The organism is Microbispora sp. NPDC088329 (genome assembly GCF_040685655.1).
Taxonomy (GTDB): domain Bacteria; phylum Actinomycetota; class Actinomycetes; order Streptosporangiales; family Streptosporangiaceae; genus Microbispora.
In genome coordinates this window covers 87,031-111,639 of record NZ_JBFBIP010000004.1, presented here as the reverse complement: position 1 = coordinate 111,639, position 24,609 = coordinate 87,031, and the positions used below count along the sequence as shown (strand labels likewise).

The window sequence follows — 24,609 nt, the reverse complement described above, 5'->3', positions numbered from 1 at the left end:
CTCGGCTCAGGCGCCCCGCACGGTGCTCGTCGCGGCTCAGCACGTCACCCGCTCAGGGGGTCCGCGTCGCCGTACGCACCCGGTGGATGGATGTGCTTAGCTGATGCCGGCCTCGGTGCACTTGTCGGCGAAGTCGCCGGTGCACAGCTCGTCCTTGGTCACGAAGCCGTCGGCCACGACGTCCTTGACGTTGTCGAAGAAGATGGCCTGGGGCTCCAGCAGCACGGAGGGGACGTCACGGTTGCCCTCGGTGTCCTTGACCGTGCCGCTCGCCTGCGGCTGCTCGCCCTTGGCCAGCGAGACGGCGAGCTGCGCGGCGGCGTCGGCCTCCTTCTTGATGGCCTTGTAGACCGTCATGCACTGGTCGCCGGCGAGGATGTTCTGCAGGCCCTGCACGGTGGCGTCCTGGCCGGTGACCGGGACCTTGCCGTTCAGCTTCTGCTTCTTCAGCACCGAGATCGCGGCGTTGCCGAGGCCGTCGTTGGCGGCGAGGACACCGGCGATCTTCGGCTCCTGGGTCAGCATCTGCTCGAAGATCGTGCCGGCCTGGGTGTTGTCCCAGTCCGGAACCGACTGGTCCGGGCCCTTCTTGTAGTCGCCGGAGTCGTACTTCGGCTGCAGCACGCCGTCATAGCCCTGCTTGAACAGCGTCGCGTTGTTGTCGGTCGGCGAGCCGTTCAGCTCGGCGACGATCGGCTTGTCGGCCTTCTTGTCGGTCAGGCACTTGACCAGGCCCTCGCCCTGCAGCTTGCCGACCGCCGTGTTGTCGAACGACACGTAGTAGGAGGCGCTGCCGCCGAGGGTGAGACGGTCGTAGTCGATCGTCGCGACGCCCTGCGACTTGGCCTTGTCCAGAACGGCCTTGCCGGTGCCGCTGTCGAGGTTGACGATCATCAGGACGGTGGCGCCGTTGGTGATCATCTGGTCCGCGATCGTCTGGAACGCGGTCTTGTCGCCCTGGGCGTTCTGGATGTCGTACTGGACACCCGCCGTCTTGAACGCCTCCTCGAGGTACTTGCGGTCGGCGGTCTCCCACCGGGCGGAGGACTTGCTGTCCGGCAGGATGACACCGATCTTGCCGGGCTTGGCGTCGCCGGCGGCGGCCGAGGGGGCGCTGCTGGTCTCCGCCGAGGTGTCACCGCTCTCGCCCCCGCAGGCGGTGAGACCGAGGGTGAGCGCCGCGGCGGCGGCGCCGATGCTGAGGATCCCCTTGCGCATGATGCGTGGGTCCTTTCTTTGGCTGGGGGTCTATGAGGGGGTGCGGCCGAGCCAGTGCCTCTTCCCGCCGTCTGGGCGAATGCTGTCGGTCAAGACACTCTGGCCACCCGGTACGGCAGGGGCCGGGTCACGGCGTTCACCGCTCCAGGGAATGTTGTTTGAGACAACGTAAGCCCAAAGCGCAGGTGGTGAAAGACACAGGACGGTAACGTTTGTTGTCCGCGGTAACAATGAAGAAACGCACGATCAACTTCGGGCGGCGATCCTCCCCCGGCTCGGGCAGCCCGCCGCGCCCCCGGCGGTCAGTGGGCGAGGCTCTGCCCGAGCAGTGCGCAGGCGGAGACGGCGGCCACCGTCAGGACCGCCGTACGGACCCTTCCGCCGTCGAGATAGCGGCGCAGCGGTCCCGATGCCGCGAAGCCGAGCAGGACGAAGGGCACCAGGGCCGCTCCCGCCGCCAGGGCGCGCCCGGGGAGCCTACCGAGGACGGCGAGGATGACGAGCGACTGGGCGGCGCTCACGCAGAAGAACATCGCCAGCGTCGCCCGGATCTGCGGGCCGCGGGCGCTCTGGTAGACCAGGGCGATCGGCGGGCCGCCGATCCCGGTGGCCGTGCCCGTGATCCCCGAGAGGAACCCGGCGGCGGTCAGCGTCGCGCCGTTGCGCGGCACCGACACGGCGCGGGCCGTCAGCACGACCGCGACCAGCACCATCACTCCGACCAGCACGCCGAGGGCCGCCGTGCTCACATAGACGACCACGAGGGCGCCGATCGCACTGCCCGGCAACCGGCCCAGCAGGGCGAACCCGGCCCCCCGCCACTCGGCCCTGCGCCGCTCTCCGGCCAGGGTGAGCAGCGGCATCGTCATGTTGACGACCTGGACCGCGCCGGGCATCACCGTCGGGTCGAGCAGCGTGATCAAGGGTGCGGCCACCAGGCCCAGGCCGAACCCCACGCCGCCCTGCACGATCGCCCCGATGAAGACGGCCACTCCCCCGATGAGCAGCAGCACCAGGTCGTGATCCATGCGCGGACCCTAGCGGTGCTCCCCACCGCCACGGCAACCGGTTATCCGGTCCCGAGAACTCGGACAATCACCGTCAGTAATCGAAAAGTATTGCGAGAGTAATCAGAGCCTTCGTAGACTTCCACGTGGCGACATGGCCATAGCGCCTTTTGTAGACAGGATCGTAGCCTCGCGGTATGGGGAGCGAGCAACGCCACACGACGATCCGGGTCAGCGTCGAGATCAGAGACCTGATAGCGCAACTCTCCGAGCAGGAAGGCACGAGCATGACCGCACTGGTCGAGGACGCCGTGAGAGAGCACAGGAAGAAGCTCCGCTGGCAGCGTGTCGCCGCGCAGATGGAGCGGACACGAAGCGAGGACCCGGAAGGCTGGGCGGAGTACGTCGCGGAGCGCGACCTGTGGCTCGGCCCTCCGTCACACCGCATCGCCCCCGAGTGGGAAGGCCTTTTCGGTCCGCCCGAGGATCTCCCCAACGCACCCGAGGAGAGGAATGAGGGTTAGGCAAGGCGACATCTGGTGGACCGACCTCGGCGACCCGATCGGCCGTGAGCAAGGGTACGGCCGGCCTGCCGTCGTCGTCAGCAACGACATCTGCAACCGGTTCGTACGGGACCCCGTGCTCGCCGTCCCGTTGACGACGCGATTCCGCGGCTGGGACACGCACATCGAGGTCGCGCCCGACGAAACGGGACTGCCGAAGACGAGCTGGGCGATGGTCGAACAGCTGCGCGCGCTCTCACCCGAACGATTCGGCACAAGGATCGGGGTCGTTCCGCCCGGCGTACTGTCGGAGATCGCCGACTGGGTCGCCGACATGCTGTAGAAGGGCGGCGCCCTGGACGAGATCTGAGATCCCGTCCAGGGCGGCGTCAGGTGCGTTGAGAACTCGCCTCAGCTCTCGGCGAGCCCTCTCAGCTCTTGGCCAGCAGGGAGCGCAGGACGTACTGCATGATGCCGCCGTGGCGGTAGTAGTCCGCCTCGCCGGGCGTGTCGATCCGCACCACGGCCTGGAACTCGACGTCTCCGGCCCGCACGGTGACGGTGGCGGGGGTCGAGCCGGTGTTCAGCTCCTCGACGCCGACGATGTCGAAGGTCTCCTCGCCGGTCAGGCCCAGCGAGTCGGCGCTCTCACCCTCGGGGAACTGCAGCGGCAGCACGCCCATGCCGATCAGGTTCGACCGGTGGATGCGCTCGTACGACTCGGCGATGACGGCGCGCACACCGAGCAGCGCGGTGCCCTTGGCCGCCCAGTCACGCGAGGACCCGGAGCCGTACTCCTTGCCGGCCAGGACGACCAGCGGGATGCCGGCGGCCTGGTAGTTCTGCGACGCGTCGTAGATGAACGCCTGCTCCCCGGCCTTGGTGAAGTCGCGGGTGTAGCCGCCCTCCACGCCGTCGAGCAGCAGGTTGCGCAGCCGGATGTTGGCGAACGTGCCGCGGATCATCACCTCGTGGTTGCCGCGGCGGGAGCCGTAGGAGTTGAAGTCCCTGACCTCGACGCCGTGCTCGCGCAGGTAGCGGCCCGCCGGAGTGTCGGCCTTGATCGCGCCCGCGGGCGAGATGTGGTCGGTCGTGACCGAGTCGCCCAGCTTGGCCAGGACCCGGGCGCCGCTGATGTCCGTCACCGGCTCGGGCTTGGCGGGCATGCCATCGAAGTACGGCGCCTTGCGGACGTACGTCGACTCGGAGTCCCACTCGAACGTGTCGCCGGTCGGGATCGGCAGCGACTGCCAGTGCTCGTCACCCTTGAAGACGTCCGCGTAGTCGCGCTGGAACATGTCCTGGCTGATCGACTCCGACACCACCGCCGCGACCTCCTCGGGCGCGGGCCAGATGTCCTTGAGGAAGACCGGCTGACCGTCGTCGCCGACGCCGAGCGGCTCGTTGTTCAGGTCGATGTCCATCGTCCCGGCCAGCGCGTACGCCACCACGAGCGGCGGCGAGGCCAGGTAGTTCATCTTGACGTCGGGGTTGATGCGGCCCTCGAAGTTGCGGTTGCCCGACAGCACGGCGGTGACCGCGAGGTCGCTGTCCTGGACCGCGGCGGAGATCTCCGGCTCCAGCGGGCCGGAGTTGCCGATGCAGGTGGTGCAGCCGTAGCCGACGAGGTTGAAGCCCAGCTTGTCGAGGTACGGCTGGAGGCCGGACCGCTCGAAGTAGCCGGTGACGACCTGGCTGCCCGGGGCGAGCGAGGTCTTCACCCACGGCTTGCGCGACAGCCCCTTGTCCACCGCGTTCTTCGCCAGCAGGGCCGCGCCGAGCATGACGTACGGGTTGGAGGTGTTCGTGCAGGACGTGATCGCGGCGATCGTGACGACACCGTGGTCGATCTCGAACGACGTGCCGTCCGACAGCGTCACGGGCGTGGGCCGGTGCGGCCGCTCACCGTTGCGCCGCACGGCGTGCGGCACGTCGCCCGCCCCGCTGTGGGAGATCGCCGGAGAGTCCGAGGCCGGGAAGGACTCGGCGGACGCCTCGTCGGCCGGGCCCTCGATGCACTCGTCGGTGACGTAGGTGCGGACCGCCGCGCGCCAGGCCGACTTGGCGTCGGCCAGCGGGATGCGGTCCTGCGGGCGCTTGGGCCCGGCGATCGACGGGACGACGGTCGACAGGTCGAGCTCGATGTACTCCGAGAAGACGGGCTCGGGGGCCGAGGGGTCGAGCCACAGGCCCTGCTCCCTGGCGTAGGCCTCGACCAGCGCGACCTGCTCCGGCGAGCGGCCGGTGAGCTTGAGGTAGTCGATCGTCTGGCCGTCGATCGGGAAGATGGCGCAGGTGGAGCCGAACTCGGGGCTCATGTTGCCGATCGTGGCGCGGTTGGCCAGCGGCACGCTGGAGACGCCCTCGCCGTAGAACTCCACGAACTTGCCGACCACGCCGTGCTTGCGCAGCATCTCGGTGATCGTGAGCACGAGGTCGGTCGCGGTGGCGCCGGCCGGCAGCTTGCCGGTCAGCTTGAAGCCGACCACCCGCGGGATCAGCATCGAGATCGGCTGGCCGAGCATCGCGGCCTCGGCCTCGATGCCGCCGACGCCCCAGCCGAGGACGCCGATGCCGTTCTCCATCGTGGTGTGGGAGTCGGTGCCCACGCAGGTGTCCGGGTAGGCCTTGCCGTCGCGGGTCATGACCACGCGGGCCAGGTGCTCGATGTTGACCTGGTGGACGATGCCGGTGCCGGGCGGGACGACCTTGAACTCGTCGAACGCCGTCTGGCCCCAGCGCAGGAACTGGTAGCGCTCGCGGTTGCGCTCGTACTCCCGCTCGACGTTGCGCTGGAAGGAGTCGGGGTGGCCGAAGAAGTCGACGATGACCGAGTGGTCGATGACCATCTCGGCCGGCGCGAGCGGGTTGATCTTCGCCGGGTCGCCGCCCAGGTCGCGTACGGCCTCGCGCATGGTGGCGAGGTCGACGACGCAGGGCACGCCGGTGAAGTCCTGCATGATCACACGGGCGGGGGTGAACTGGATCTCCACGCTCGGCTGGGCGTTCGGGTCCCAGCCCGCGATGGCGCGGATGTGGTCGGCGGTGATGTTCGCGCCGTCCTCGGTGCGGAGCAGGTTTTCCAGCAGGATCTTGAGGCTGTACGGGAGGCGCGCCGACCCCTCGACGGCGTCCAGCCGGTAGATCTCGTATGACGCGTCGCCGACGCGCAGCGTGTCACGGCTGCCGAAGCTGTTCGCGGACACGAAGTTCGCCTCCCCAGGGTTCCGGGCTTGTCTCAGGTTTCGTGTGCATCCTCCCGCACGTCCGGGACACTCCTGACAATTAGGTTGCCCTAACCTGTGCGGGTCGACGGATGTCTCGACGTCAAGATATCCCTCAAGATATCTCGACATCAAGTTACTCATGGGTAGGCCGGCATCATGGTGCCGGCGAACGGCCGGGTTTCCGGCTTCCGCGATGGTTCAGGCGGGCACGCGTGGCACGCGTCACCGCTCAGGCGGGCATCAGCCGCAGGCAGAACAGCGCGATCACCACGATCGACAGGGCCGGGCCGAGGAACTGCTTCTCGAACGCCCTGCCGGTCTTGATGCCGATCTTCCACGGCAGGAGCCAACGTCCCTGGATCGGCCATAAGACGGGGCAGCCGCGCTCGGTCAGGCAGTCGCCGATGACATGCACCAGGCAGCCGACCCCGATGGCCAGCCCCAGCCAGGAGTAGGTGACCCCGAGCGTCATGAAGGTCAGGAACAGCCCCGCCGTGAGTCCCACGTTCACGATGGCGGAGGTGAGCGTCTTGCCGGGCACGCCGATGCCCACGGCGCGGATCGCCAGGCCGATCATCAGCACGACCAGGATGTCGCGGCCGATGGCGTAGCGCTCGCCGAGCAGGTGGGCGCCCACTCCCATCAGGACGCTGAACAGCAGCGAGTGGGTGGCGTGCCGGTGCCCGCCGCTCACGAAGTTCACGCCCTTGCTGAGCAGCCAGGTCACCGGTCCGAACGTCTGCGCGATCGTGGCACTGGGATGGTCGAGATCGGGCAGCATGGCCGCGCCCGCGCACACGACGGCGCCCGCGACGAGCTCGGGCGGGGTCAGGATCGGCCCGGTCATCGTCGCCAGCTCCGGATGCCCCAACACGTCCGGCAGCGCCACCAGGGCCGGCGCGACCGCCAGCCACACCGCCGCCCCGCTGAGGGCGTGCGAGTGCCCCATCATGACAAGATCACGCTTGGAGACTGTACGGCAAAGCACCGACAAATTCCGCGTAGCGCCCACCCGTACGGGCACGTGTCGCGCGCCGCCACTCGCCGCCGGCGTCTCGCACGCGGCACACGGCCGCCGGAACGACGAGGGCCCCGCTCACGAGGGCCGCGACGACGAGGGCCCCGGAACGACAAAGACGGGATCGTCTAGCTCCAAGAGCACCCCCCAGCCCTCTCAGAGCAGAACGATCCCGTCTTCGTGTGAGATAACGCTACGGTCTCGGGGCCTGTTCCCTGTCCTCGAAAAACTTCCGCGTGAGCTACATCACTCTTACTCGGGCGTTGTCGCAAGAACGGTCGCGATATATCGTTGAAGCATCGAGAACAGATCGTGAATCAGAAGGGGGACTGCGATGGGTTCGGCACACACGCTCGGCGGGCCCTGGGCCCGCCCCGGGTTCGGGCACGGATTCGGCCCCGGATCCGACCACGAGTGCGGGCACGAGTTCAGGCACGAGATGCGCCGCCAGATGCGGCGCGCGATGCGCGAGACGCTCATGAAGGGGGCGGCCATGTGGCACCAGGAGCATCACGAGGGCGGCGGCCCTCACGAGCACCGGCACCGGGGCGGCATGCGGGGGCGCGGCCCATGGGGCGGTTTCGGGCCCGGCGGCGGTCCCTTCGGGCCGCCGTGGGCGGGCGGCGGCTTCCCGTTCGGCCCCCGGGGCTTCGGACGGCAGAGGAAGGCCAAGCGCGGTGACGTACGGGCGGCGATCCTCGCCCTGCTCGCCGAGGAGCCGCGCAACGGCTACCAGATCATCCAGGAGATCGCCGAGCGCAGCCAGGGCGGCTGGAAGCCCAGCCCCGGCGCGGTCTACCCGGCGCTGCAGCAGCTCACCGACGAGGGCCTGGTGCGCGCGGAGGAGACCGACGGGCGCAAGACGTTCCAGCTCACCGAGGCCGGGCGCGCCTACGTCACGGAGCACGGGGACGAGGTCCGGGCGCCCTGGGAGGAGATGACGCCGGACGTCGGAGACGACGTCCACGAACTCTTCGATCTGTCCAGGCAGGCGGCGTCCGCACTGTTCCAGATCGCCCATTCGGGCTCCGAGGGGCAGGTCAGGCAGGCCAAGCAGGTCCTGACCGAGACCAGGCGGCGGCTGTACCAGATCCTCGCCGACGGCGACCCGGTGGAGGAGTGACGATGGTCTCCCCTGACCGGCCGGCCGCCGAGGGCGGCGCACCCACCTCCCGCGGCGGCGACGCGCCGGGCGGCGGGCCCGCGGGCCACGCTCCGCCGAGCGGTCCGGCGTACGACGGGGCGCGTATCGGTGCCCTGCGCATCGGGGACAGGGAGCGCGACGAGGTGACGCGGCTGCTGCACGACGCGTTCGCGCAGGGCCGCATCACCCACGAGGAGCTCGACGAGCGCCTCGACGCCACCCTCTCGGCGCGCACGGCCGAGGACCTGCGGCGGGTGACCGCCGACCTGCCCGGCGCACCGGACGGCGTCTCGGACGGCGGCCACCGGGCCGGTGCCCCACGCCCCTGGGGCCCGGGGCGTCCGGGCTTCCCGCCCGCCGGCGTGCCCGGTTTCCCGGGCGCCCCCGCGGGCGCGCGGCCCGGCCCGTACGGTCCCCACCGGGCCGGCGGCCCACCCTGGGCACACGCGAGCTGGGGACACGGCATGGTCCCGCGGCGGCGCGGCCATCGCCCGCATCCGGCGATGTTCCTCATCCCGGTGGCCGCGATCGTCGTCCTGGCGGCCGGGCCGATGTGGCCGCCGTTCCTGGTGCTCAAGTTCCTGATCATCGCCCTGCTGGTGAAGGCGGTGCTCGGTCTGGCCCACCACCGGCGTCATCACCCGCACCCCACCCGGCACTGAGGTCCGGCACCGGCATCCGGGTCTTGCGCGACGGAGTTCCACGTGATGACTTCTCGGTAGGACCGCGTCAACCGTCTGCCGAGGAGGAAGCGGGACACGTGCTGTTGCCACGGGTCAAGCGGAAGCACGAGCCGTACCGCTTCGATGACGGAACGGTGCGCATCGGCGGCGAGATCTACGGGCTGGCCACCGAGATCAGCGATCCGACGGGCGGCGCGTGGGCCGCGCTCACCCTGATGGACGGCACCCGGTCTCCCGACGACGTCGCCGAGGCCGTCTGCCGGCGGCTGCCCGGCGTTTCCGCGCTCCAGGCGTCCCGGATCGTCGCCGCCCTCATCGCGTCGGGACATGTTGAGGACGCCTCGGCTCCCGTTCCCGGGGAGCTCGACGAACGGGAGCGCGAGCGGTACGACAGGAGCCAGGCGTTCTTCCATCAGGTCGACCTCGAGCCGGGACGGCGAGGATGGGACGCGCAGCTGCGCCTTCGGGCCGCCCGGGTCGTGGTGCTGGGCCTCGGCGGCACGGGGAGCCACGCCGCGTGGGCCCTCGCCGCCTCCGGCGTCGGCCGCCTGCACTGCGTGGACGCCGACGTGGTGGAGCTGTCGAACCTGAACCGGCAGGTCCTCTACACGGAGGACGATCTCGGCCGCGCCAAGGTGGACGCGGCCGTCGGCAGGCTGCGCCGGCTGAACTCCGACATCGAGGTCACCGGCGAGCGGCGGAGGATCGGCAGCGAGGCCGACCTGCTGTCCCTCGTGGCGGGCGCCGACGTCCTCGCGCTGTGCGCCGACGAGCCGAGGGAGCCCGGCATCCGGATCTGGGCCAACCGGATCTGCGCGCGGGCCGGCGTGCCGTGGGTCGGCGGCGGCTACAACGGCCCCCTCGTGACCGTGGGCACCTTCGCCCCCGGGCGTGGCGCCTGCTACGAGTGCCTGGCCGCGGGCGAGGCACGCCGCCGCAGGCCAGGCCTTCCGGTGGACCTCGGAGGACCGGGCGTGGTCGCCGCCTCGGCCGGCGTCTCGGGCCAGCTGGTCGCGCACTCGGTGATCTCGCTGGTCACCGGAGTGCCCGAGCCCGCCACCGGCACGGCCGTCGGACTGAACCTCATCGCACCGGACCAGCACATCTGGGTCCGGCATCCGCCTCGCCCCGACTGCCCGGTCTGCGGGGGTCAGCGACAACCAACCGAGTCGCAAAATGGGGCTTGACCGATTATGTCTGACATCCGAACATTTAGATGTTTTCTCTCGCGCGAGGTCCGCACCGATAATCCATGGCGGAAGGTGTTCGATGACCCCTCAAGAGCAGAACCAGGCACAGCCGGACGAATCGGCCGAGCCCGTCGCGGCCGAGATCGCGATCCGCAGACTGGACAAGATCGAGACGACGGCCTTCAGCCAGGGCAACTCGACCTGAGACCGGCCGGTGGTGCCTGACAAACGCTGCCCGTCAGGAGCGGGGATCCAGGTGGACGCATCGCAAGGCGGAGGAGGCCACGGCCGAGCTGTGGGCGACGAAATCGGGCCCTGCGGAAACTCCGAGTTCGCGAGGAATTCCCGCGGGTGGGGCACCTTCCGGAGCCCCGGTGGAAAACCCGCGCCTGCGAGGATTTTCTCCTGTGTGAAGCGCGATGAGGCGCCGTCCGGATCACGCTCGGCAGTGCTCCGTTCACCGGGCACCGGAACCGGGGCGGGCCGGGCGCCCGCCCCGGTGGGCCACGCGGGCCGTTCGTCATGACACCGACCCGGGTCACCCTGCACGATCTCGGCGTACGCCGGGACCGCGAGGAGTGGATCGTCGGGCGGGTGGAGACCGGCGACGTCATCGCCGTGCCCACGCAGGGCATGCGGGTCATCCGCCTGTTCCAGGAGGGGGCGACGGTCCCCGAGGTGGAGCGGCGCCTCGGCGCGGAGACCGGGACCCGGGTGGACGTCGGCGGATTCGTCGACGGCCTGGTCCGTGCGGGATTGGTGGCGGCGGTGGACGGACGCCCCGTCCCCGCGGCCCCTCCCCCGCCGCCCACTCTTCCCCGGCTGCTGCCCCGCCACGTGCGGTGGACGCTCAACCCGTCGCTGCACGCCGCCCTGGCGGCCGTGATCCTGGCCGGGGTGGCGGTGGCACTGCTGCGGCCGGGCGTCGTCCCCGGCTGGCGGGACCTGCTCTGGAGCGACCACGGGACGCTGGTCCTGCTCGCGCAGACGGCGGCCGGATGGCTGCTGATCCTCCTGCACGAGCTGGCCCATCTGTGCACGGCTCGCGCCGCCGGCGTGCCGGGGCGCGTCAGGTTCGGCACCCGTCTGCAGTTCCTCACGGCGCAGACCGAGGTGTCGGGCGTCTGGCTGGCTGAGCGCCGGGTCCGGCTGACGGTCTACCTCTCCGGCATGGCGCTGGACGCCGCCGTGTGCGCGGTCTGCCTCCTGCTCATGGTGCCGGCCGGGCCGCGTCCGGCCCTGTCCGTCGTCGCGATGACGGCGCTGATCATGCTGTCGGCCCAGTTCCTGGTGTTCATGCGCACCGATCTCTACTTCGTGCTGCAGGACGTGACGGGCTGCCGGAACCTGTACGGCGACTCCGCCGCGTACGCGGCGCACGTGTGCCGCCGGGCCCTGCTGCGCCGGTCGGCCGATCCGCTCGCCCGGCTGCCGCGGGCCGAGAGCCGCTGGGTTCGGGCGTACACGGCGATGCTCGTCGCCGGGACCGCGTTGTGCCTCTGGCTCGCCGTCACGGTGACGCTTCCCGCGGCCCTGGGCCTGCTCGCCGGTGCCGTGCGTGCGCTGCTCGACCCGCCCGGATGGGTCGCCGCGGCGGACGGCGTGGTCACGGTGCTGGTCGTCACCGGCTTCCACGTCCTTTGGGCCACAACGTGGTGGCGCAGGCACGGCCCGAAGGCGCGCCGTGCCGCCGGTTCGCTGAGGAGAAACCGTGATCCCGAGTCATGTGTTCGATGACGTCAGGGCCGCCGACGGCGAGTTCCTGGGGTTGGACGCCTATCAAGCCGAGTTCGAGGAGGTCTACCGCGACGCGACGGAGGTGGTGTGGAAGCTGGAGCGCGCCCAGCACTTCCACGAGCCGGCCGTGCCGAGCTGGCGGGCCGCCGACGCGGGCGACTGGGCGCGGGCCGTCGAGCTCGTCGAGGAGATGCGGGCCCCGCTGACCGCGATGTACCGCGAGCGGGCCCCGTTCAGGCGGCTGCGCGTCGTCGAGCTGCCCCTGACCCCGTATCTGCAGTGGGAGGCGCAGATCTTCGCCGTACGGGTCGCGGCGGGCGAGGAGATCAGGGTGCTCGCGGCGTCGGCGGTCGCGCCGCTGGAGACCCGGGCGGCGCTGCCCGAACTGGTCGTCTTCGGCCCGGGCCTGCTGTACGAGGTCCGCTACGACGAGATCGGGGCCGCGTTCGGCGCCCGCCGGATCACCGATCCCGGCGTCGTCTCACCCTGCCTGTCCGCCCTGGTCTCCCTGTACGGCGAGGGCGAGGACCTGCTGCCGTTCTTCGACCGTGAGGTGGCCCCGCTGCCGCCCCCGGCCGGCCTGTCGGAGAAGCCGGCCCGAATTGGGCCTTGACCCGGGATCGGCAGCGGCCAACGATCGACATGTCGCCCTCGGGGGAGTGTTTGCGGCCACGCCGACGAACGGAGGGTGAGATGAAGCCGGCCGAGCCAGAACCCGAGGTGGTGCAGGAGAGCGAAGCAACGGCGGGGACGAGGCAGATCAGGATCAGGTTGCTGGAGGCCGCGGAGACGGCCGTGTGCAGCAACTCGACGGGGAACTGACGCCCCCCAGACGTCCGCGGAAGACCCCACGCGCGCCGCGTCTCCGATTCCGGGCCGGAGCCGGGCGCGCTCCGACCAGCGATTCGGCTTCGGCCGAAGGAGGCTCCATGCCCGGAGAAGCGTTCGAGCACGTCAGACAGGCCGCGGGAGAGGTGCTTGCCGCGGCGGAGTACCGGACCGAGTTCTACGACCACCTGCGCCGGACCGAGGGCGTGGTGTGGAAGCTGGAACGCGCCCAGCACTTCCACGAGCCGGGCACCCCGAGCTGGACCGCGATGATGAGCGGAGACTGGGACCGGTCGCTCGCGCTGATGGAGGAGATGCGCTTCGCCGACGATCTGCCGCCCCGGGCGGAACTGCGCCGGCTGCGGATCGTCGAGATGCCGCCGACGCCGTACCTGCAGTGGGAGATCGTCCTGCTCGCGGCGCGCACCCGGGCGGGTGAGCGGGCGCGGGCACTGCACGCCCGGTCCGTACGGCACCTGGAGAGCCGCGCGCCGCTGCCCGAGCTGCTGATCCTCAGCCACGAGCTGATGTACGAGGTCCTCTACGACGAGATCGGCGCCCATGTGGGCGCGCGGCGGATCACCGACACCCGGATCGCCGAAGGCTGCGCCCGTGCCGTCGCCGGGCTGTACGCCCGCGCCGAGGACATGGTGGCCTTCCACGACCGCGAGGTGGCGCATCTGCCGCCGCCGGCCGCCGGGCGGATCCTCTCCCGCCCCGGCCACTCCTGAATCACGCCCGCGCCCGGCCGTCGGGACGGGGCTCAGGTCCCGTCCCGACGGTGCTCCTCCAGCGCCGCGCGCAGGGTGGCGAGCGTCGCGGCGGTCCGGGCGAGATCGGCGGCCGGGACGACGGCCACGCGGGCGGCCAGCTCGTCCTCGAGGGCCGGGCGGGCCGCGGCCAGGAGCCGGGACCCCTCCGGCGTGAGGCTGAGGACGGAGGACCGCCGGTCCTCGGGATGCGCCGCGCGCACGCACAGGCCCGCGCTCTCGAGCCGGTCGACGGCCTTGCTCACGGCTCCGACGGTGATCCCCACCTCGCGCACGATGTCGAGCACCCGGCACCCGGGGCGGCCGTCGATGATCTGCAGGAACTCGAACTGACCCAGGCCGATCCCGTGCTCGGCACGCAGCCGGTCGCTCACCGTGTTGTACAGCCGGGTCTCGACGCGGACGAGATCGGTGAACAGCCGAGTGATGTCCGTCACATTCGTCGCCGAGGTTGATTCCTGGGAATCATCTTCCGCGGAACCGGGTTGGGGACCACATGTGCATTCCACGGAATGCATTCTTTCACCCCGACACCTGGAGGTCCGGATGACCCGCCTGCAGCGCGAGGCCGTCGACGCCCTGCACCGCAACGCCCCCGTCCACCCGAACCCGACGCTGGCGGAGCAGCGCGCCGGATTCGCCGGAGCCCTCTCCCGGCCCCTGCCCGACGACGTCGCGGTACGCGAGACCGTGCTCGCCGGCCGTCCCGCGCTCGACCTGAGCCCCGCCACCGTCACCGGCCGTGGGCGGTTGCTCTACCTCCACGGCGGCGGCTACGTCCTGGGATCGCCCGGCACGCACACGGGAGTCACCGCCCAGCTGGCGCACCGCGCCCGGCTGCGGGCGACGTCCGTGGACTACCGGCTGGCCCCCGAGCATCTCTTCCCCGCGGCGGTGGACGACGGCCTCGCCGCCTACCGGGCGCTGCTCGACGAGGGAGTACGGCCGGAGGAACTCGTGCTCGCCGGAGACTCCGCCGGTGGCGGACTGGCCGTCGCGACCCTGATCGCGGCCCGCGACGCCGGCCTCCCGCAGCCGGCGGGCGCCGTCGTGTTCTCCCCGTGGGTCGACCTGACACTCGGCGGGCAGAGCATGCGCACGAAGAAGGACGCCGACCCGATCTTCATCCCCGAGGCGCTCCAGGCCTTCGCCACCCGCTACCTGGCCGGTCAGGACCCCACCCATCCGCTGGCGAGCCCCGTGTTCGCTGATCTGCGGGGCCTGCCCCCGCTCCTGGTGCAGGCCGGGTCGAACGAACTCCTGCTGGACGACGCCGTCCGGCTCGCCGGACGCGCGGCCGCGGACGAGGTGGAGGTCACGCTGCGGGTCTGGCCGCAGGTGCCGCACGTCTTCCAGAACCACTTCGGCCACCTCGACGAGGCCGACGAGGCACTCGACGAGGCCGCCCGCTTCCTGTCGAGCCGGGTGCGGGCCGGTCACGAGGCACAGGCGGATCCCGGCGCCTGAGCCTGGAGGACCCCGGAGCGGGCTCCCCGGCCGCCGCGGCCCTTCCGCCGTCACGCGTGCGGCGGAAGGGCGGGCCGTCCCCGGCCGCCGCGGCCGTCGCGCGGTCAGGGACGCGGCGGACGCAGGCGGGCCATCTCGGCCGCGATGGCGTCCAGCCTCCAGTGGGCGTTCAGCCCGCTGGGGTTGGGCAGCACCCACAGCGCGGCCCCGCCGATCGTCTCCTCCTGCGGGCCGATCCGGGCCGCGGGCCGCGCGAAGGCGACGCGGTAGGCCGACACCCCGGCGACCGCCAGGACGCGGGGGCGGACCTCCTCCACCAGCCGCGCGAGCCTCGCGCCGCCCTCGCGGAGCTCCTCCTGGGTCAGCTCGTCGGCCCGGGCGGTCGCCCGGGCCACGATGTTGGTGATGCCCAGCCCGTACGACGGGAGCAGACGCTGGTCGGACGGCGCGAGCCTGCGCGGCACGAGGCCGGACAGATGCAACGCCGGCCAGAACCGGTTGCCCGGCCGGGCGAAGTGGTGACCGGTCGCGGCCGAGTAGAGACTGGGGTTGATCCCGCAGAACAGCACGTCGAGCCCGGGGCCGAGCACGTCCTCGATCGTCGCGTTCCTGGCCGCCTCGAGGTCGGCCTTGGTGGGGGCCATGCCGTGATGCTAGACGGCCCGCCCGCTCCTGGTCGCAGTCCAGACGGCGCTGGTGCGCAGGTGGTTGTCGTAGAGCTCCTGGACCTCGAGGAGGGACTGCGGGGGTTGCTTGCCGTAGGCGATGCGCTCCAGGTGCCGGAAGTATTCGAAGCGCTCCACGCCCGGCGTGATGACAATGAGGATGTCGGCGTCGTGGCCGGGGGCTGCGGCGAACGCGTGGGCGAGGCCCGGCGGGACGATGACGAGGTCGCCGCGTTCCGCGGTGACGACCTCGTCCCCGGTGAGCAGCTGGGCGCGGCCGTCGAGCAGGTAGAACAGCTCGGCGGAACCGGTGTGGTGATGGGGGGCGGCGCCGTCCGCCCCGTCGTTGAGGGTGATGCGCTGGGCGGACAGGGCGCCGCCCGTGGCGCTGCTGTCGGCCAGCAGCCGCATGGTGACGGGTGCCTGGCCGATGACCTCGGCGTCGGCGGAGCGGACGATCACGGATTCGGCGAAGTCGGGGACGACCAGCGACATGTCGGGTCCTTCGGTGCACGTAGTCGGGGTACGGGGTCAGACGGCGAAGAGCAGGGCGGCGCTGATCAAAATGATCACAGCGGTCGCGAAGTGGATGCCGAACGCGACCGCCCGGGTGCCGCCGTTGCGCAGCACGATCAGAGTGTCGCCCAGGGGCAGCAGGGCGACGATCAGCATGTACCAGGCCTCGGCGCGGGCGCCGGCGAAGACCAGCAGGGCCAGGCCCAGCAGACCGTAGGTCCCGTCACGCAGGCCCTTGATCGTCAGGTAGGCGGCGTCGCCGTCCTTCTTCGCCGGGACGCCGTAGCCGGCGGCCGCGGCGTGCGGCACGAGCAGGAAGCGGGCTCCGATGAACAGGACGAACAGGTTGAGGACGATGGCGAGGCCGTACGCGATGGGGGTGAGCATGTCTCTCTCCGAGATCTAGCAGCGCTAGTAACAAGAACGAAGCTAGCAGAGCATTGCCATCAACGCTAGCGCTGCTAGAGTTCGAAGCATGTCGATCCAGTCACGCAGGGAGCGCGAGCGCGCCGAGCGGGAAAAGCTGATAATCACGGCCGCCCGCGAACTGGCCGAGGCCGAGGGCTGGGAGGCGGTCACGACCCGGCGGCTGGCCGAGCGGGTCGAGTACAGCCAGCCGGTGCTCTACAGCCACTTCAAGGGCAAGGACGCGATCATGGCGGCCGTCGCCGTGGAGGGCTGCGCCGACCTGGCCCGGGAGCTGCGCACGGCCAGGACCGCGGCGCCGGACGCCCGCCGCGCCATCGCCGGCGTCGGTGCGGCCTACGTGGCCTTCGCCGACCGGCACCCGGCCCTCTACGACGTGATCTTCAGCCTGGCCGTCCCGCTGCCGTTCGCCACCCCCGAGGCCCCGCCCGCCCTGCAGGCGGCCTTCGGCGAGCTGGCCGAGGCCGTCCGCCCCCACGCGGGCGGCGACGACCTGGGCGCACTGACCGAGACCTTCTGGGCCGCCCTGCACGGCCTGGTGACCCTCATGCGCGGCGGCCGGCTCCCGCGCGAGCACCACGAGCTCAGGCTCGGGCTGCTCCTGGCCCGCTTCACGGGCTGAGCCCCGCCTCCGAGCCCCGCCTCCGAGCCCCGCCTCCGAAGCCTGCCGCCGAGGCTGGGAGGCGCGAACCGGGTGCCCAGACGGGGCCGGCGGAAGGGCCGGAGACTCAGCCGAAGGGCCGTTCCATCTGGTCGAGAGCCTGCTCGATGATCTGCGAGAGCGGGCGGGCCTCCTGCTCCTCGATCCAGACGTGGGTGGCGATGCGCAACGCCACCAGGAAGGCCGCGGCCATGATCCGCGACTTCAGGTCGGCCGCGGGATCTCCCGCTCCGTCGCGTTCTCCGTCGCGTTCGGAGATCGCCTGGACCAGCTCACGTTCCAGCCTGGCGTGGTTGGCGAGCTGCCGGGCGAGCAGGGAGGGATGGCGCTTGGTGAGCGAGGTGCGCACCGCCCACTCGCGGTCGAGCTCGCCCATGTCCTCCAGCGTGTCGCGCACGGCTCCGCGCAGCGCCTGCCGGCCCGACTCCCCCGCCGGCCGTTCGCGGACCGCCCGGACCAGCGACCGCACGCGCTCCTCCTCGCCGTACAGGAGGGCGTCCTCCTTGCTGGCGAAGTAGTTGGAGAAGGTCCGGCGCGAGATGTTGGCGGCCTCCACGATGTCGTCGACGGTGACGTGATCGAGACCGCGCTCCACCGCGAGCCGCAGCGTGGCCTTGTGGATGGCCTGCCGCGTCTCGGCCTTCTTACGCTCGCGCAACCCCGCCGTCGGTTCCATGGTGGACTCAGCTTAGCCGCTGAATTATTGCCCATTGAGCAAAGTTGCCCATCGGGCATGTATCGTTGAGAGGTAATCCCCTCCCAACTCGCATTGGAGGCTGCGCGTGAGCGCACCCACGCTGCCGGAGACGGGGGCCAAGAGCCACCGGCAGATACTCGAAGCGCTGAGCGGCCTGCTCCTCGTCCTGTTCCTCGCGATGATCAGCAGCACGATCGTGTCGGTGGCGCTGCCGCAGATCATCGGCGCGTTGAACGGCACCCAGTCGCAGTACACCTGGGTGGTCACCGCGGCTCTGCTCACCACGACGGCTTCGACGCCCATCTGGGGCAAGCTGGCCGACCTGTTCAGCAAGAAGCTGCTGCTCGAGATCGCCATCGGCATCTTCCTCGTCGCCTCGCTGGCCTGCGGCTTCGCCCAGAACACCCCGATGCTGATCGCCTTCCGCGCGGTGCAGGGCCTGGGCATGGGCGCCCTGCAGATCCTGGTGCAGGTGGTCATCGCCGCCATGATCAGCCCGAAGGAGCGGGGCAAGTACAACGGCTACCTGGGCGCGGTCATGGCCGTGGCCACGGTCGGCGGGCCGCTGCTGGGCGGCCTGATCACCGACACGTCCTGGCTGGGCTGGCGGTGGTGCTTCTTCCTGCCGATCCCGTTCACCGCACTCGCGTTGATCATCCTGCACCGCACGCTCGACATCGCCTCGGTCCGCCGGCCGGGCACCTCGGTCGACTACCCCGGCGCGCTCCTCATCGCCGCCGGCGTGAGCGTCCTGCTCGTCTGGATCACCTTCGTCCGCAACTCCTTCGACTGGATCTCCTGGCAGACCTTCGCCATGGTCGGCGCCTCGGTCGTGCTGCTGGGCATCGCCGTCTGGGTGGAGTCCGTGGTCCGCGAGCCGGTCGTCCCGCTGCACGTCATCCGGCGGCGCGTTCCCGCCCTCGCCATCCTGGCCAGCCTGGCCGTGGGCATGGCCATGTTCGGCGGCGCGGTCTTCCTCGGCCAGTACTTCCAGATCGGCCGCGGCTACAGCCCCACCGAGGCCGGCCTGCTCACCATCCCGATGATGCTCGGCGTCCTGGTCTCGTCCACGGTCTCGGGGCGGATGGTGTCCCGCAGCGGGCGGGTCAAGCCGTACATCCTCGTCGGCTCGATCGTGCTCACGCTCGGGTTCCTCGTCCTGTCCACCATGGACCACGACACCTCGCTGGTCCTCGTCGGCGGCGGCATGCTCGTGGTCGGCGCCGGCGTCGGCATGTCCATGCAGAACCTCGTGCTGGCCGTGCAGAACACCGTCCCGCTGCGCGAGCTGGGCGCGGCCAGCGGCGCGATCACCTTCTTCCGCTCGCTGGGCGGCACGATCGGCGTCTCGGTCCTGGGCGCGGTGCTGGCCAGCCAGGTCACCGAGAACATCACCGCGGGCATGGCCAAGGCCGGCATCCGGGTGCCCGCGTCCCAGAGCGACGGCGGCAGCCTCAACATGGGAGCGCTGCCCGAGCCGATCCGCACCATCGTGCGCGCCGCCTACGGCGACGCCACCGGCCACATCTTCCTCATCTCGGCCTGCATCGCGGTCGTCGGCATCCTCGCCGTGCTGTTCCTCCCGCAGGTGCGGCTGCGCGACAGCGTGGACCTGCCCGAGCCGGCTACTGGGCCGGCCGCCGCCGAAGCCGGCGCGCCCACGGCCGCCGAGTCCCGCTGAGCCGCGTCTTCAGGCACGACCCCGGGCCCCCGGGTACGGCCCCCGCCTCACCGGCGGGCGGCCGTACCGGGGGCCGTACGGTCGAAGGACACGGGCCGTCCCGTCACAGGCGGGGGTCGACCGGCTCGGACTCCAGCGCGAGGACGGCGAAGACCGCCTCGTGGATCCGCCACAGCGGCTCGCCCTCCGCCAGGCGCGCGAGCGCCTCCAGGCCGAGCGCGTGCTCCCGCAGCGCGAGCGAGCGCTTCCTTCCGGTGAACCTGCGCCGCAGCACGTCGAGCGACTCGGTGTAGTCGGGGCCGTAGATGATCCGCAGATACTCCCTGCCGCGCACCTTCACACCCGGTTGCACCCGGCCTTCGGACTGGGCGGCCGGTTTGACCACCATGCCCTCGCCCCCCGCCTCGGTCAGCGCCGTCCACCACGCGACCGCCGCCTCCCGCTCCTGCGGCGAGCCGAGGGAGACGAAGACATGGCGAGTCGGCGTGACGAGCGGCGAGTCCAACAGTGCGAGCGTCTTCAGGTGCCACTCGTGCGGCTCCTCCACCGCCGTCGCCCTGCCCTCGCAGGCGAGGATCTGGAACGGCGCGAGCCGTACGCCGTCGAGACCCGAGATCGGCCAGCAGTATCGGGCATAGGCGTCGCGGAAGAGGGCAGCGTTGCGGGCACGGCGGCGGGTGCGGTCGAGCAGAGGGCCTACGTCCAGGCCACGTCCCGCCGCCATCTCCAGCGCCGCGACCGCCTCGGGAAGCGCCGCCCCGGCGGCCGCCCCCACCGAGGCGTACTGGTCGCGGATCAGCCCCTCGGCCTTGGCCGACCACGGCAGCAGCTCGCAGTCGAGCACCAGCCAGTCGGTCTCCAGCGTCTCCCACAGCGGCGCGGCGGCCTCGCGCAGCCGGTCCACCAGCTCCGGCAGGCGCTCGTCGAAGAAGGGCCGCCCGGTGCGGGTGTAGACGCTGCCCGTCGTGCCGTCGTTCATCCCGAAACGGCGCGCCGCCGCCTCCGGCGTCCGCGCCAGCACGGCGATCGCCCGCGAGCCCATGTGCTTCTCCTCGCACACCACCCGCGTCACCCCCGCGCGGGCGAACTCGTCGAACGCCTCGGCCGGGTGCTCCAGGTAGCCGTCGAGCGCGGAGGTCTCCGGCGGCGCCATCGTCGGCGGAAGGTAGACCAGCCAGCGGGGGTCCACGGCGAACCGGCTCATGATCTCCAGTGCGGCGCGGGAGTTCTCCTCCGCGATTTTGATCCGGCCGCCGAACCGGGTCTCCACGAAGCGGGTGCCGTCCACGTCGCCGATGTCCAGCACGCCCGGGTCGCGCTCCACCCGGGTGGCGGCCAGCGGCCGCACCGGCTCGTACCAGACCTGCTCGGCCGGGACCGAGACGAGCTCGCGCTCGGGGTAGCGCAGGGCGGTCAGCCGCCCGCCGAAGACCACGCCGGTGTCGAGGCAGATCGTGTTGTTGACCCATTCCGGCTCCGGCGTCGGGGTGTGGCCGTAGACGACCATGGCGCGCCCCCGGTAGTCGTTCGCCCAGGGGTAGCGCACCGGCAGGCCGTACTCGTCGGTCTCCCCGGTCGTGTCGCCGTACAGGGCGAACGCCCGCACCCGCCCGGAGGCCCGCCCGTGGTAGGCCTCCTTGAGGCCGGCGTGCGCGACCACCAGCCGGCCCCCGTCGAGGCGGTAGTGGCTGATGAGCCCGTCCATGAACGTCCTGGCGGCCGCGCGGAACTCCTCCGGCTCGGCGGCGAGCTGCTCCAGCGACCGCTCAAGGCCGTGGGCGACCCGCACCTTGCGGCCGTCGAGGGCCCGCACCAGCTTCTGCTCGTGGTTTCCTGCCACGCACAGCGCGGTCCCCGCCTCGACCATGCTCATGACCAGCCGCAGCACGCCCGGCGTGTCCGGGCCGCGGTCGACGAGGTCGCCGACGAAGACCGCCGTACGCCCCTCGGGGTGGACGGCGCCGTCCGGCCCGACCTCCCAGCCGAGCTTCACCAGCAGGGACTCCAGCTCGGCCCGGCAACCGTGCACGTCGCCGATGATGTCGAAAGGACCGTTGAGGTGGGTCCTGTCGGTCCACGCCTTCTCGTACGTGATGACCACGTCGTCGATCTCGTCGCCGCGCAGGACGTGGACCCGGCGGAAGCCGTCCTTGGCGATCTTGGCGAGCGACCGGCGCAGCTCCTTGCGCTGCCGGGTGATCACGTGGGCGCCGAAGGCCCGGTCGGGGCGCTCCGCGTTCCGGGCGCGTGCCACCTCCTCGGGCACGTCCAGCACGATCGCGTCGGCGAGCACGTCGTGCGCCCTGGCCAGCTCGATGAGCTTCTTGCGGGCCTCCCACTGCACGTTGGTCGCGTCGACGACGGTGAGCAGGCCCCGCCGCAGGCGGATGCCCACGATGTGGTGGAGCAGGTCGAACGCCTCAGGCGTCGCCGTCTGGTCGTTCTCGTCGTCGGCCACCAGGCCCCGGCAGAAGTCGGACGAGACGACCTGCGTGGGCGCGAAATGCCGGGCCGCGAACGTCGACTTGCCGCTCCCGGAGATGCCCACGAGCACCACCAGCGACAGCTCCGGCACGCTGATCTCGGTCACGGCCGCTCCTCCTTCCTGCTGAAGACCGCCATCTGGGTGGGCGGGCCCGTCTCGGGGTCGTCCACGCCCACCGGCCGCAGATCGGCCGCGTAGCCGTACGTCTCGCAGACGCCCGCCACCCACCGGGCGAACTCCGCCCTGCTCCACTCGAACCGGTGGTCGGGGTGGCGGCGCGCCCCCGCGGCGAGCTCGTACCTGACGTTGTGCTCCACGTTGGGCGTGGTCACGATCACGTGTGCGGGCCGCGCCGCGCCGAAGACCACGCGTTCGAGCGCGGGCAGCCGCGGCGGGTCCACGTGCTCGACGACCTCCATCAGCACCGCGGCGTCGTGCCCGGCCAGGCGGGCGTCGGTGTAGGTCAGCGAGCCCTGGAACAGCTCCAGCCTGGCCCGCTTGGCGTCCGGCATCCGCTCGGCGCGCAGACGGCGCTTGGCCAGCGCAAGTGCGCGGGCCGACACGTCCATGCCGGTCACCTTGGCGAAGACCGGCCTGTCCAGCAACGCCCCCAGCAGTTGCCCTGACCCGCAGCCGAGGTCGAGCACGGTGCGGGCGCCGATCTCCTCCAGCACCGCCACGACGGCCTCCCGGCGCAGCGTGTTCAACGGCACCCGCGTCTCGCCCGCCCCGTCACCGGCCTCCGCGCCCACCGTCCCGGCCGGCTCGGGGACGCGCCCGTCGTCGGGACGCGGGGCGGCGTCCACCGGCTCGGCGGGACCGGAGACACCGCGCGTGCGCGCGGACTCGGTGGCGCCGGGCTCGGTGTGCTCGGTGGGCTCGGCGGGCTCGGCGGGCTCGGCTGCCGCGGCCGGCTCGGCGAAGTCGGGGGCCTCGGCGCCCGGCTCCTCATCGACCGGCGGGTCCAGGCTCTCCTCCACGTCGTCGCCGAGCTCGGCGAGACGGGCGAAGGCGGTGCGGGTGAGCGCCCACCGCCGGCCGAGGTAGCGGCGGGTGATCAGCCCCTTGTCCGGATGACCGGCCAGCCATCCCTCCCCCGCGCGGACGAGCTTGTCGACCTCGTCGCCCGCCAGCCAGTAGTGCTTGGCGTCGTCCAGCACGGGGAGCAGGACGTACAGATGGTTGAGCGCGTCGGCGAGGCGCACGGTCCCCCGCAGCGCGAGCCGTACGTAGCGGGACTCCCCCCACTCCGGAAAGACGGGGTCGAGCGGCACGGCCGCGGCGTCGACCTCCCAGCCCAGCGGCCCGAACAGCCGGTGCGCGAGATCGGCGCCGCCCCGGCACGGCAGCGCGGGCAGGCCGATCTCCAGCGGGATCGGCCCGTCCGCGAGGTCCTGGCGGGAGGCGCAGCGCCCGGTCCGCGCCGTACGGAAAACGTCCGCGAGCGCCGACGCCAGCAGTGAGGACGCGGCGTACGGCCGGTCGTTGACGTACTGCCCCAGGGAGAAGTCGGGCGAGGAGGAGCCCCGGGAACGGGCCAGCCGCACGGGGTCGACCTCGAGCAGCAGCGCCGCGGTGCACCGGTCCTCGTCCGCCTCCGGATAGAAGACCCGCGCGATGCCGAACGACTTCTCGAACTCCTGCACCCGGTCGGGATGCTTGTGCAGGAGGAAGCCGAGGTCCGTGGCGGGCCGCAGGGTCGTCGAGATCGTGAGGAGCACCCGGCACAGTGTGCCGGATGCCCCCTTCGACCGGCTATGGCATTATCAGACGTGCGGCAGCACCTCGGAAGCGATCAGCTCCAGGTGCTCCAGGTCGTGCAGGTCGAGGACCTGCAGGTAGAGCCGCTCGGCGCCCATCTCCGTGAATCGGCCGATCTTGTCAACGATCTCCTGCGGGGTGCCCGCCAGCCCGTTGACGCGCAGCTCGTCGACCTTGCGGCCGATGTTGGCGGCCCGCCGGGCGATCTCCGCCTCGTCCCGCCCGGCGCAGACGACCTGCGCCGCCGACAGCAGGACGGTCTCCCGTCCCGCGGCGTCGCACGCCCGCCTGACCCTGTCGAAGGCCGCGGCGGTGTCCTCGGGGAGATGGAACGGCACGTTGTACTCGTCGGCGAACCGCGCGACCAGCCGCGGCGTCCGCTTGGCGCCCCCGCCGCCGATGATGACTGGCGGCCGGGGCCGCTGCGCCGGCTTCGGCAGCGCCGGGGAGCCGGCCAGCCGATAGTGCGCGCCCTCGAACGAGAACGGCTTGTCCGCCGCCCACAGCCCGGTCACGATCTCGAGCTGCTCCTCCAGGCGCTCGAACCGCTCGCCAAGCGAGGGGAACGGGATCCCGTACGCCGTGTGCTCCTCCTCGAACCAGCCGGTGCCGAGACCCAGCTCCACACGGCCGCCGCTCATCTGGTCGACCTGGGCGACGCTGATCGCCAGCGGGCCGGGCAAGCGGAACGTCGCGGCGCTCACCAGCGTGCCCAGCCGGATGGTCGAGGTCTCCCGGGCGAGACCGGCCAGAGTGATCCACGCGTCGGTCGGGCCCGGAGCGGGGTCACCGTCACCCATGCGCAGATAGTGGTCAGACCGGAAGAACGCGTCGAACCCGAGCCGCTCGGCGGCCTGCGCCACCTTGAGCTGATCGTCGTAACTCGCTCCCTGCTGGGGTTCAGTGAAGATCCTCAATTTCATCC

General features: G+C 71.5%; 25 protein-coding genes. 13 read left to right on the top strand and 12 right to left on the bottom strand.

Going from position 1 to position 24,609, the window contains the following annotated elements; translation table 11 throughout:
- Window positions 1-96: 96 nt before the first annotated feature.
- Both AB0O28_RS10650 and AB0O28_RS10645 read right to left on the bottom strand, forming a co-directional pair.
- On the bottom strand, window positions 97-1,218 hold the full coding sequence (locus tag AB0O28_RS10650; protein WP_363638595.1) for a sugar ABC transporter substrate-binding protein: 1,122 nt from the start codon (window positions 1,216-1,218) through the stop codon (window positions 97-99).
- A gap of 302 nt (window positions 1,219-1,520) precedes the next feature.
- Entirely contained in the window at window positions 1,521-2,246 is a 726-nt protein-coding gene (locus AB0O28_RS10645) for a sulfite exporter TauE/SafE family protein (protein WP_363638593.1), read from the bottom strand.
- A gap of 176 nt (window positions 2,247-2,422) precedes the next feature.
- On the opposite strand from AB0O28_RS10645, the gene AB0O28_RS10640 reads away from it, so the two are divergent.
- Both AB0O28_RS10640 and AB0O28_RS10635 read left to right on the top strand, forming a co-directional pair.
- The gene (locus AB0O28_RS10640; RefSeq protein WP_363638591.1) at window positions 2,423-2,749 is read left to right on the top strand and encodes a ribbon-helix-helix protein, CopG family; all 327 of its coding nucleotides are present in this window, start codon (window positions 2,423-2,425) and stop codon (window positions 2,747-2,749) included.
- Complete coding sequence (locus AB0O28_RS10635; protein ID WP_363638589.1) at window positions 2,739-3,071, top strand: type II toxin-antitoxin system PemK/MazF family toxin; 333 nt, start codon at window positions 2,739-2,741, stop codon at window positions 3,069-3,071. The genes AB0O28_RS10640 and AB0O28_RS10635 overlap by 11 nt, the downstream gene beginning before the upstream one ends.
- A gap of 88 nt (window positions 3,072-3,159) precedes the next feature.
- On the opposite strand, the gene AB0O28_RS10630 is transcribed toward AB0O28_RS10635, so the two are convergent.
- Together AB0O28_RS10630 and AB0O28_RS10625 are read right to left on the bottom strand one after the other, a co-directional pair.
- Entirely contained in the window at window positions 3,160-5,934 is a 2,775-nt protein-coding gene (locus tag AB0O28_RS10630; protein WP_363638587.1) for an aconitate hydratase, read from the bottom strand.
- Window positions 5,935-6,184: 250 nt separating this feature from the next.
- Window positions 6,185-6,907: a metal-dependent hydrolase gene (locus AB0O28_RS10625; protein ID WP_363638585.1), complete on the bottom strand. Its 723-nt coding sequence runs from the start codon at window positions 6,905-6,907 to the stop codon at window positions 6,185-6,187.
- Between the two features lie 400 nt (window positions 6,908-7,307).
- Between AB0O28_RS10625 and AB0O28_RS10620 the strand changes: the two genes are divergently transcribed.
- The 8 genes from AB0O28_RS10620 (at window position 7,308) to AB0O28_RS10585 (ending at window position 13,286) form a co-directional block, all read left to right on the top strand.
- Window positions 7,308-8,096: a PadR family transcriptional regulator gene (locus AB0O28_RS10620; protein WP_363638583.1), complete on the top strand. Its 789-nt coding sequence runs from the start codon at window positions 7,308-7,310 to the stop codon at window positions 8,094-8,096.
- A gap of 2 nt (window positions 8,097-8,098) precedes the next feature.
- Window positions 8,099-8,779, top strand: a complete 681-nt coding sequence (locus tag AB0O28_RS10615; protein ID WP_363638581.1) for a DUF1707 domain-containing protein — start codon at window positions 8,099-8,101, stop codon at window positions 8,777-8,779.
- Window positions 8,780-8,877: 98 nt separating this feature from the next.
- Window positions 8,878-9,987 (top strand): ThiF family adenylyltransferase, encoded by a 1,110-nt coding sequence (locus tag AB0O28_RS10610; protein ID WP_363638580.1) that lies wholly within the window; start codon window positions 8,878-8,880, stop codon window positions 9,985-9,987.
- Between the two features lie 82 nt (window positions 9,988-10,069).
- Window positions 10,070-10,195, top strand: coding sequence for a hypothetical protein (locus tag AB0O28_RS10605; protein ID WP_363638578.1), 126 nt, complete (start codon window positions 10,070-10,072; stop codon window positions 10,193-10,195).
- Between the two features lie 317 nt (window positions 10,196-10,512).
- Window positions 10,513-11,727: a hypothetical protein gene (locus AB0O28_RS10600; RefSeq protein WP_363638576.1), complete on the top strand. Its 1,215-nt coding sequence runs from the start codon at window positions 10,513-10,515 to the stop codon at window positions 11,725-11,727.
- Window positions 11,702-12,340 carry a DUF6879 family protein gene (locus AB0O28_RS10595; RefSeq protein ID WP_363638574.1) on the top strand — a complete coding sequence of 213 codons (639 nt, stop codon included), beginning with the start codon at window positions 11,702-11,704 and terminating at the stop codon, window positions 12,338-12,340. Before AB0O28_RS10600 ends, AB0O28_RS10595 begins: the two co-directional genes overlap by 26 nt.
- 80 nt (window positions 12,341-12,420) lie before the next feature.
- Window positions 12,421-12,549, top strand: a complete 129-nt coding sequence (locus AB0O28_RS10590; RefSeq protein ID WP_363638572.1) for a hypothetical protein — start codon at window positions 12,421-12,423, stop codon at window positions 12,547-12,549.
- A 107-nt stretch (window positions 12,550-12,656) separates the two neighbouring features.
- Window positions 12,657-13,286, top strand: coding sequence for a DUF6879 family protein (locus tag AB0O28_RS10585; RefSeq protein ID WP_363638570.1), 630 nt, complete (start codon window positions 12,657-12,659; stop codon window positions 13,284-13,286).
- Between the two features lie 32 nt (window positions 13,287-13,318).
- On the opposite strand, the gene AB0O28_RS10580 is transcribed toward AB0O28_RS10585, so the two are convergent.
- The gene (locus tag AB0O28_RS10580; RefSeq protein WP_363638568.1) at window positions 13,319-13,762 is read right to left on the bottom strand and encodes a MarR family transcriptional regulator; all 444 of its coding nucleotides are present in this window, start codon (window positions 13,760-13,762) and stop codon (window positions 13,319-13,321) included.
- A 109-nt stretch (window positions 13,763-13,871) separates the two neighbouring features.
- Between AB0O28_RS10580 and AB0O28_RS10575 the strand changes: the two genes are divergently transcribed.
- Entirely contained in the window at window positions 13,872-14,792 is a 921-nt protein-coding gene (locus AB0O28_RS10575; RefSeq protein ID WP_363638566.1) for an alpha/beta hydrolase, read from the top strand.
- Window positions 14,793-14,896: 104 nt separating this feature from the next.
- On the opposite strand, the gene mug is transcribed toward AB0O28_RS10575, so the two are convergent.
- Genes mug through AB0O28_RS10560 form a run of 3 tightly spaced genes read right to left on the bottom strand, consistent with a single transcriptional unit; the run spans window position 14,897 to window position 16,360 of the window.
- Window positions 14,897-15,436 (bottom strand): G/U mismatch-specific DNA glycosylase, encoded by a 540-nt coding sequence (mug, locus tag AB0O28_RS10570; protein ID WP_363638564.1) that lies wholly within the window; start codon window positions 15,434-15,436, stop codon window positions 14,897-14,899.
- 9 nt (window positions 15,437-15,445) lie between these two features.
- A complete protein-coding gene (locus AB0O28_RS10565; RefSeq protein WP_363638562.1) occupies window positions 15,446-15,952 on the bottom strand; it encodes a cupin domain-containing protein in 507 nt (168 codons plus the stop codon).
- Window positions 15,953-15,988: 36 nt separating this feature from the next.
- On the bottom strand, window positions 15,989-16,360 hold the full coding sequence (locus AB0O28_RS10560; RefSeq protein WP_363638560.1) for a DUF4267 domain-containing protein: 372 nt from the start codon (window positions 16,358-16,360) through the stop codon (window positions 15,989-15,991).
- Window positions 16,361-16,448: 88 nt separating this feature from the next.
- On the opposite strand from AB0O28_RS10560, the gene AB0O28_RS10555 reads away from it, so the two are divergent.
- Complete coding sequence (locus AB0O28_RS10555; protein WP_363638558.1) at window positions 16,449-17,021, top strand: TetR/AcrR family transcriptional regulator; 573 nt, start codon at window positions 16,449-16,451, stop codon at window positions 17,019-17,021.
- Window positions 17,022-17,127: 106 nt separating this feature from the next.
- Here AB0O28_RS10555 and AB0O28_RS10550 read toward each other — a convergent pair whose 3' ends face one another.
- A complete protein-coding gene (locus AB0O28_RS10550) occupies window positions 17,128-17,736 on the bottom strand; it encodes a TetR/AcrR family transcriptional regulator (protein WP_363638556.1) in 609 nt (202 codons plus the stop codon).
- Window positions 17,737-17,842: 106 nt separating this feature from the next.
- On the opposite strand from AB0O28_RS10550, the gene AB0O28_RS10545 reads away from it, so the two are divergent.
- A complete protein-coding gene (locus AB0O28_RS10545; protein ID WP_363638554.1) occupies window positions 17,843-19,438 on the top strand; it encodes an MDR family MFS transporter in 1,596 nt (531 codons plus the stop codon).
- Window positions 19,439-19,541: 103 nt separating this feature from the next.
- Here the strand turns inward: AB0O28_RS10545 and AB0O28_RS10540 are convergent, their stop codons facing one another.
- The 3 genes from AB0O28_RS10540 to AB0O28_RS10530 are packed head-to-tail and all read right to left on the bottom strand — an operon-like array spanning window position 19,542 to window position 24,607.
- Complete coding sequence (locus AB0O28_RS10540) at window positions 19,542-22,028, bottom strand: polynucleotide kinase-phosphatase (protein WP_363638552.1); 2,487 nt, start codon at window positions 22,026-22,028, stop codon at window positions 19,542-19,544.
- A complete protein-coding gene (locus AB0O28_RS10535; protein WP_363638549.1) occupies window positions 22,025-23,644 on the bottom strand; it encodes a 3' terminal RNA ribose 2'-O-methyltransferase Hen1 in 1,620 nt (539 codons plus the stop codon). Before AB0O28_RS10535 ends, AB0O28_RS10540 begins: the two co-directional genes overlap by 4 nt.
- 45 nt (window positions 23,645-23,689) lie before the next feature.
- Window positions 23,690-24,607, bottom strand: coding sequence for an LLM class F420-dependent oxidoreductase (locus AB0O28_RS10530; protein ID WP_363638546.1), 918 nt, complete (start codon window positions 24,605-24,607; stop codon window positions 23,690-23,692).
- Window positions 24,608-24,609 lie beyond the last annotated feature (2 nt).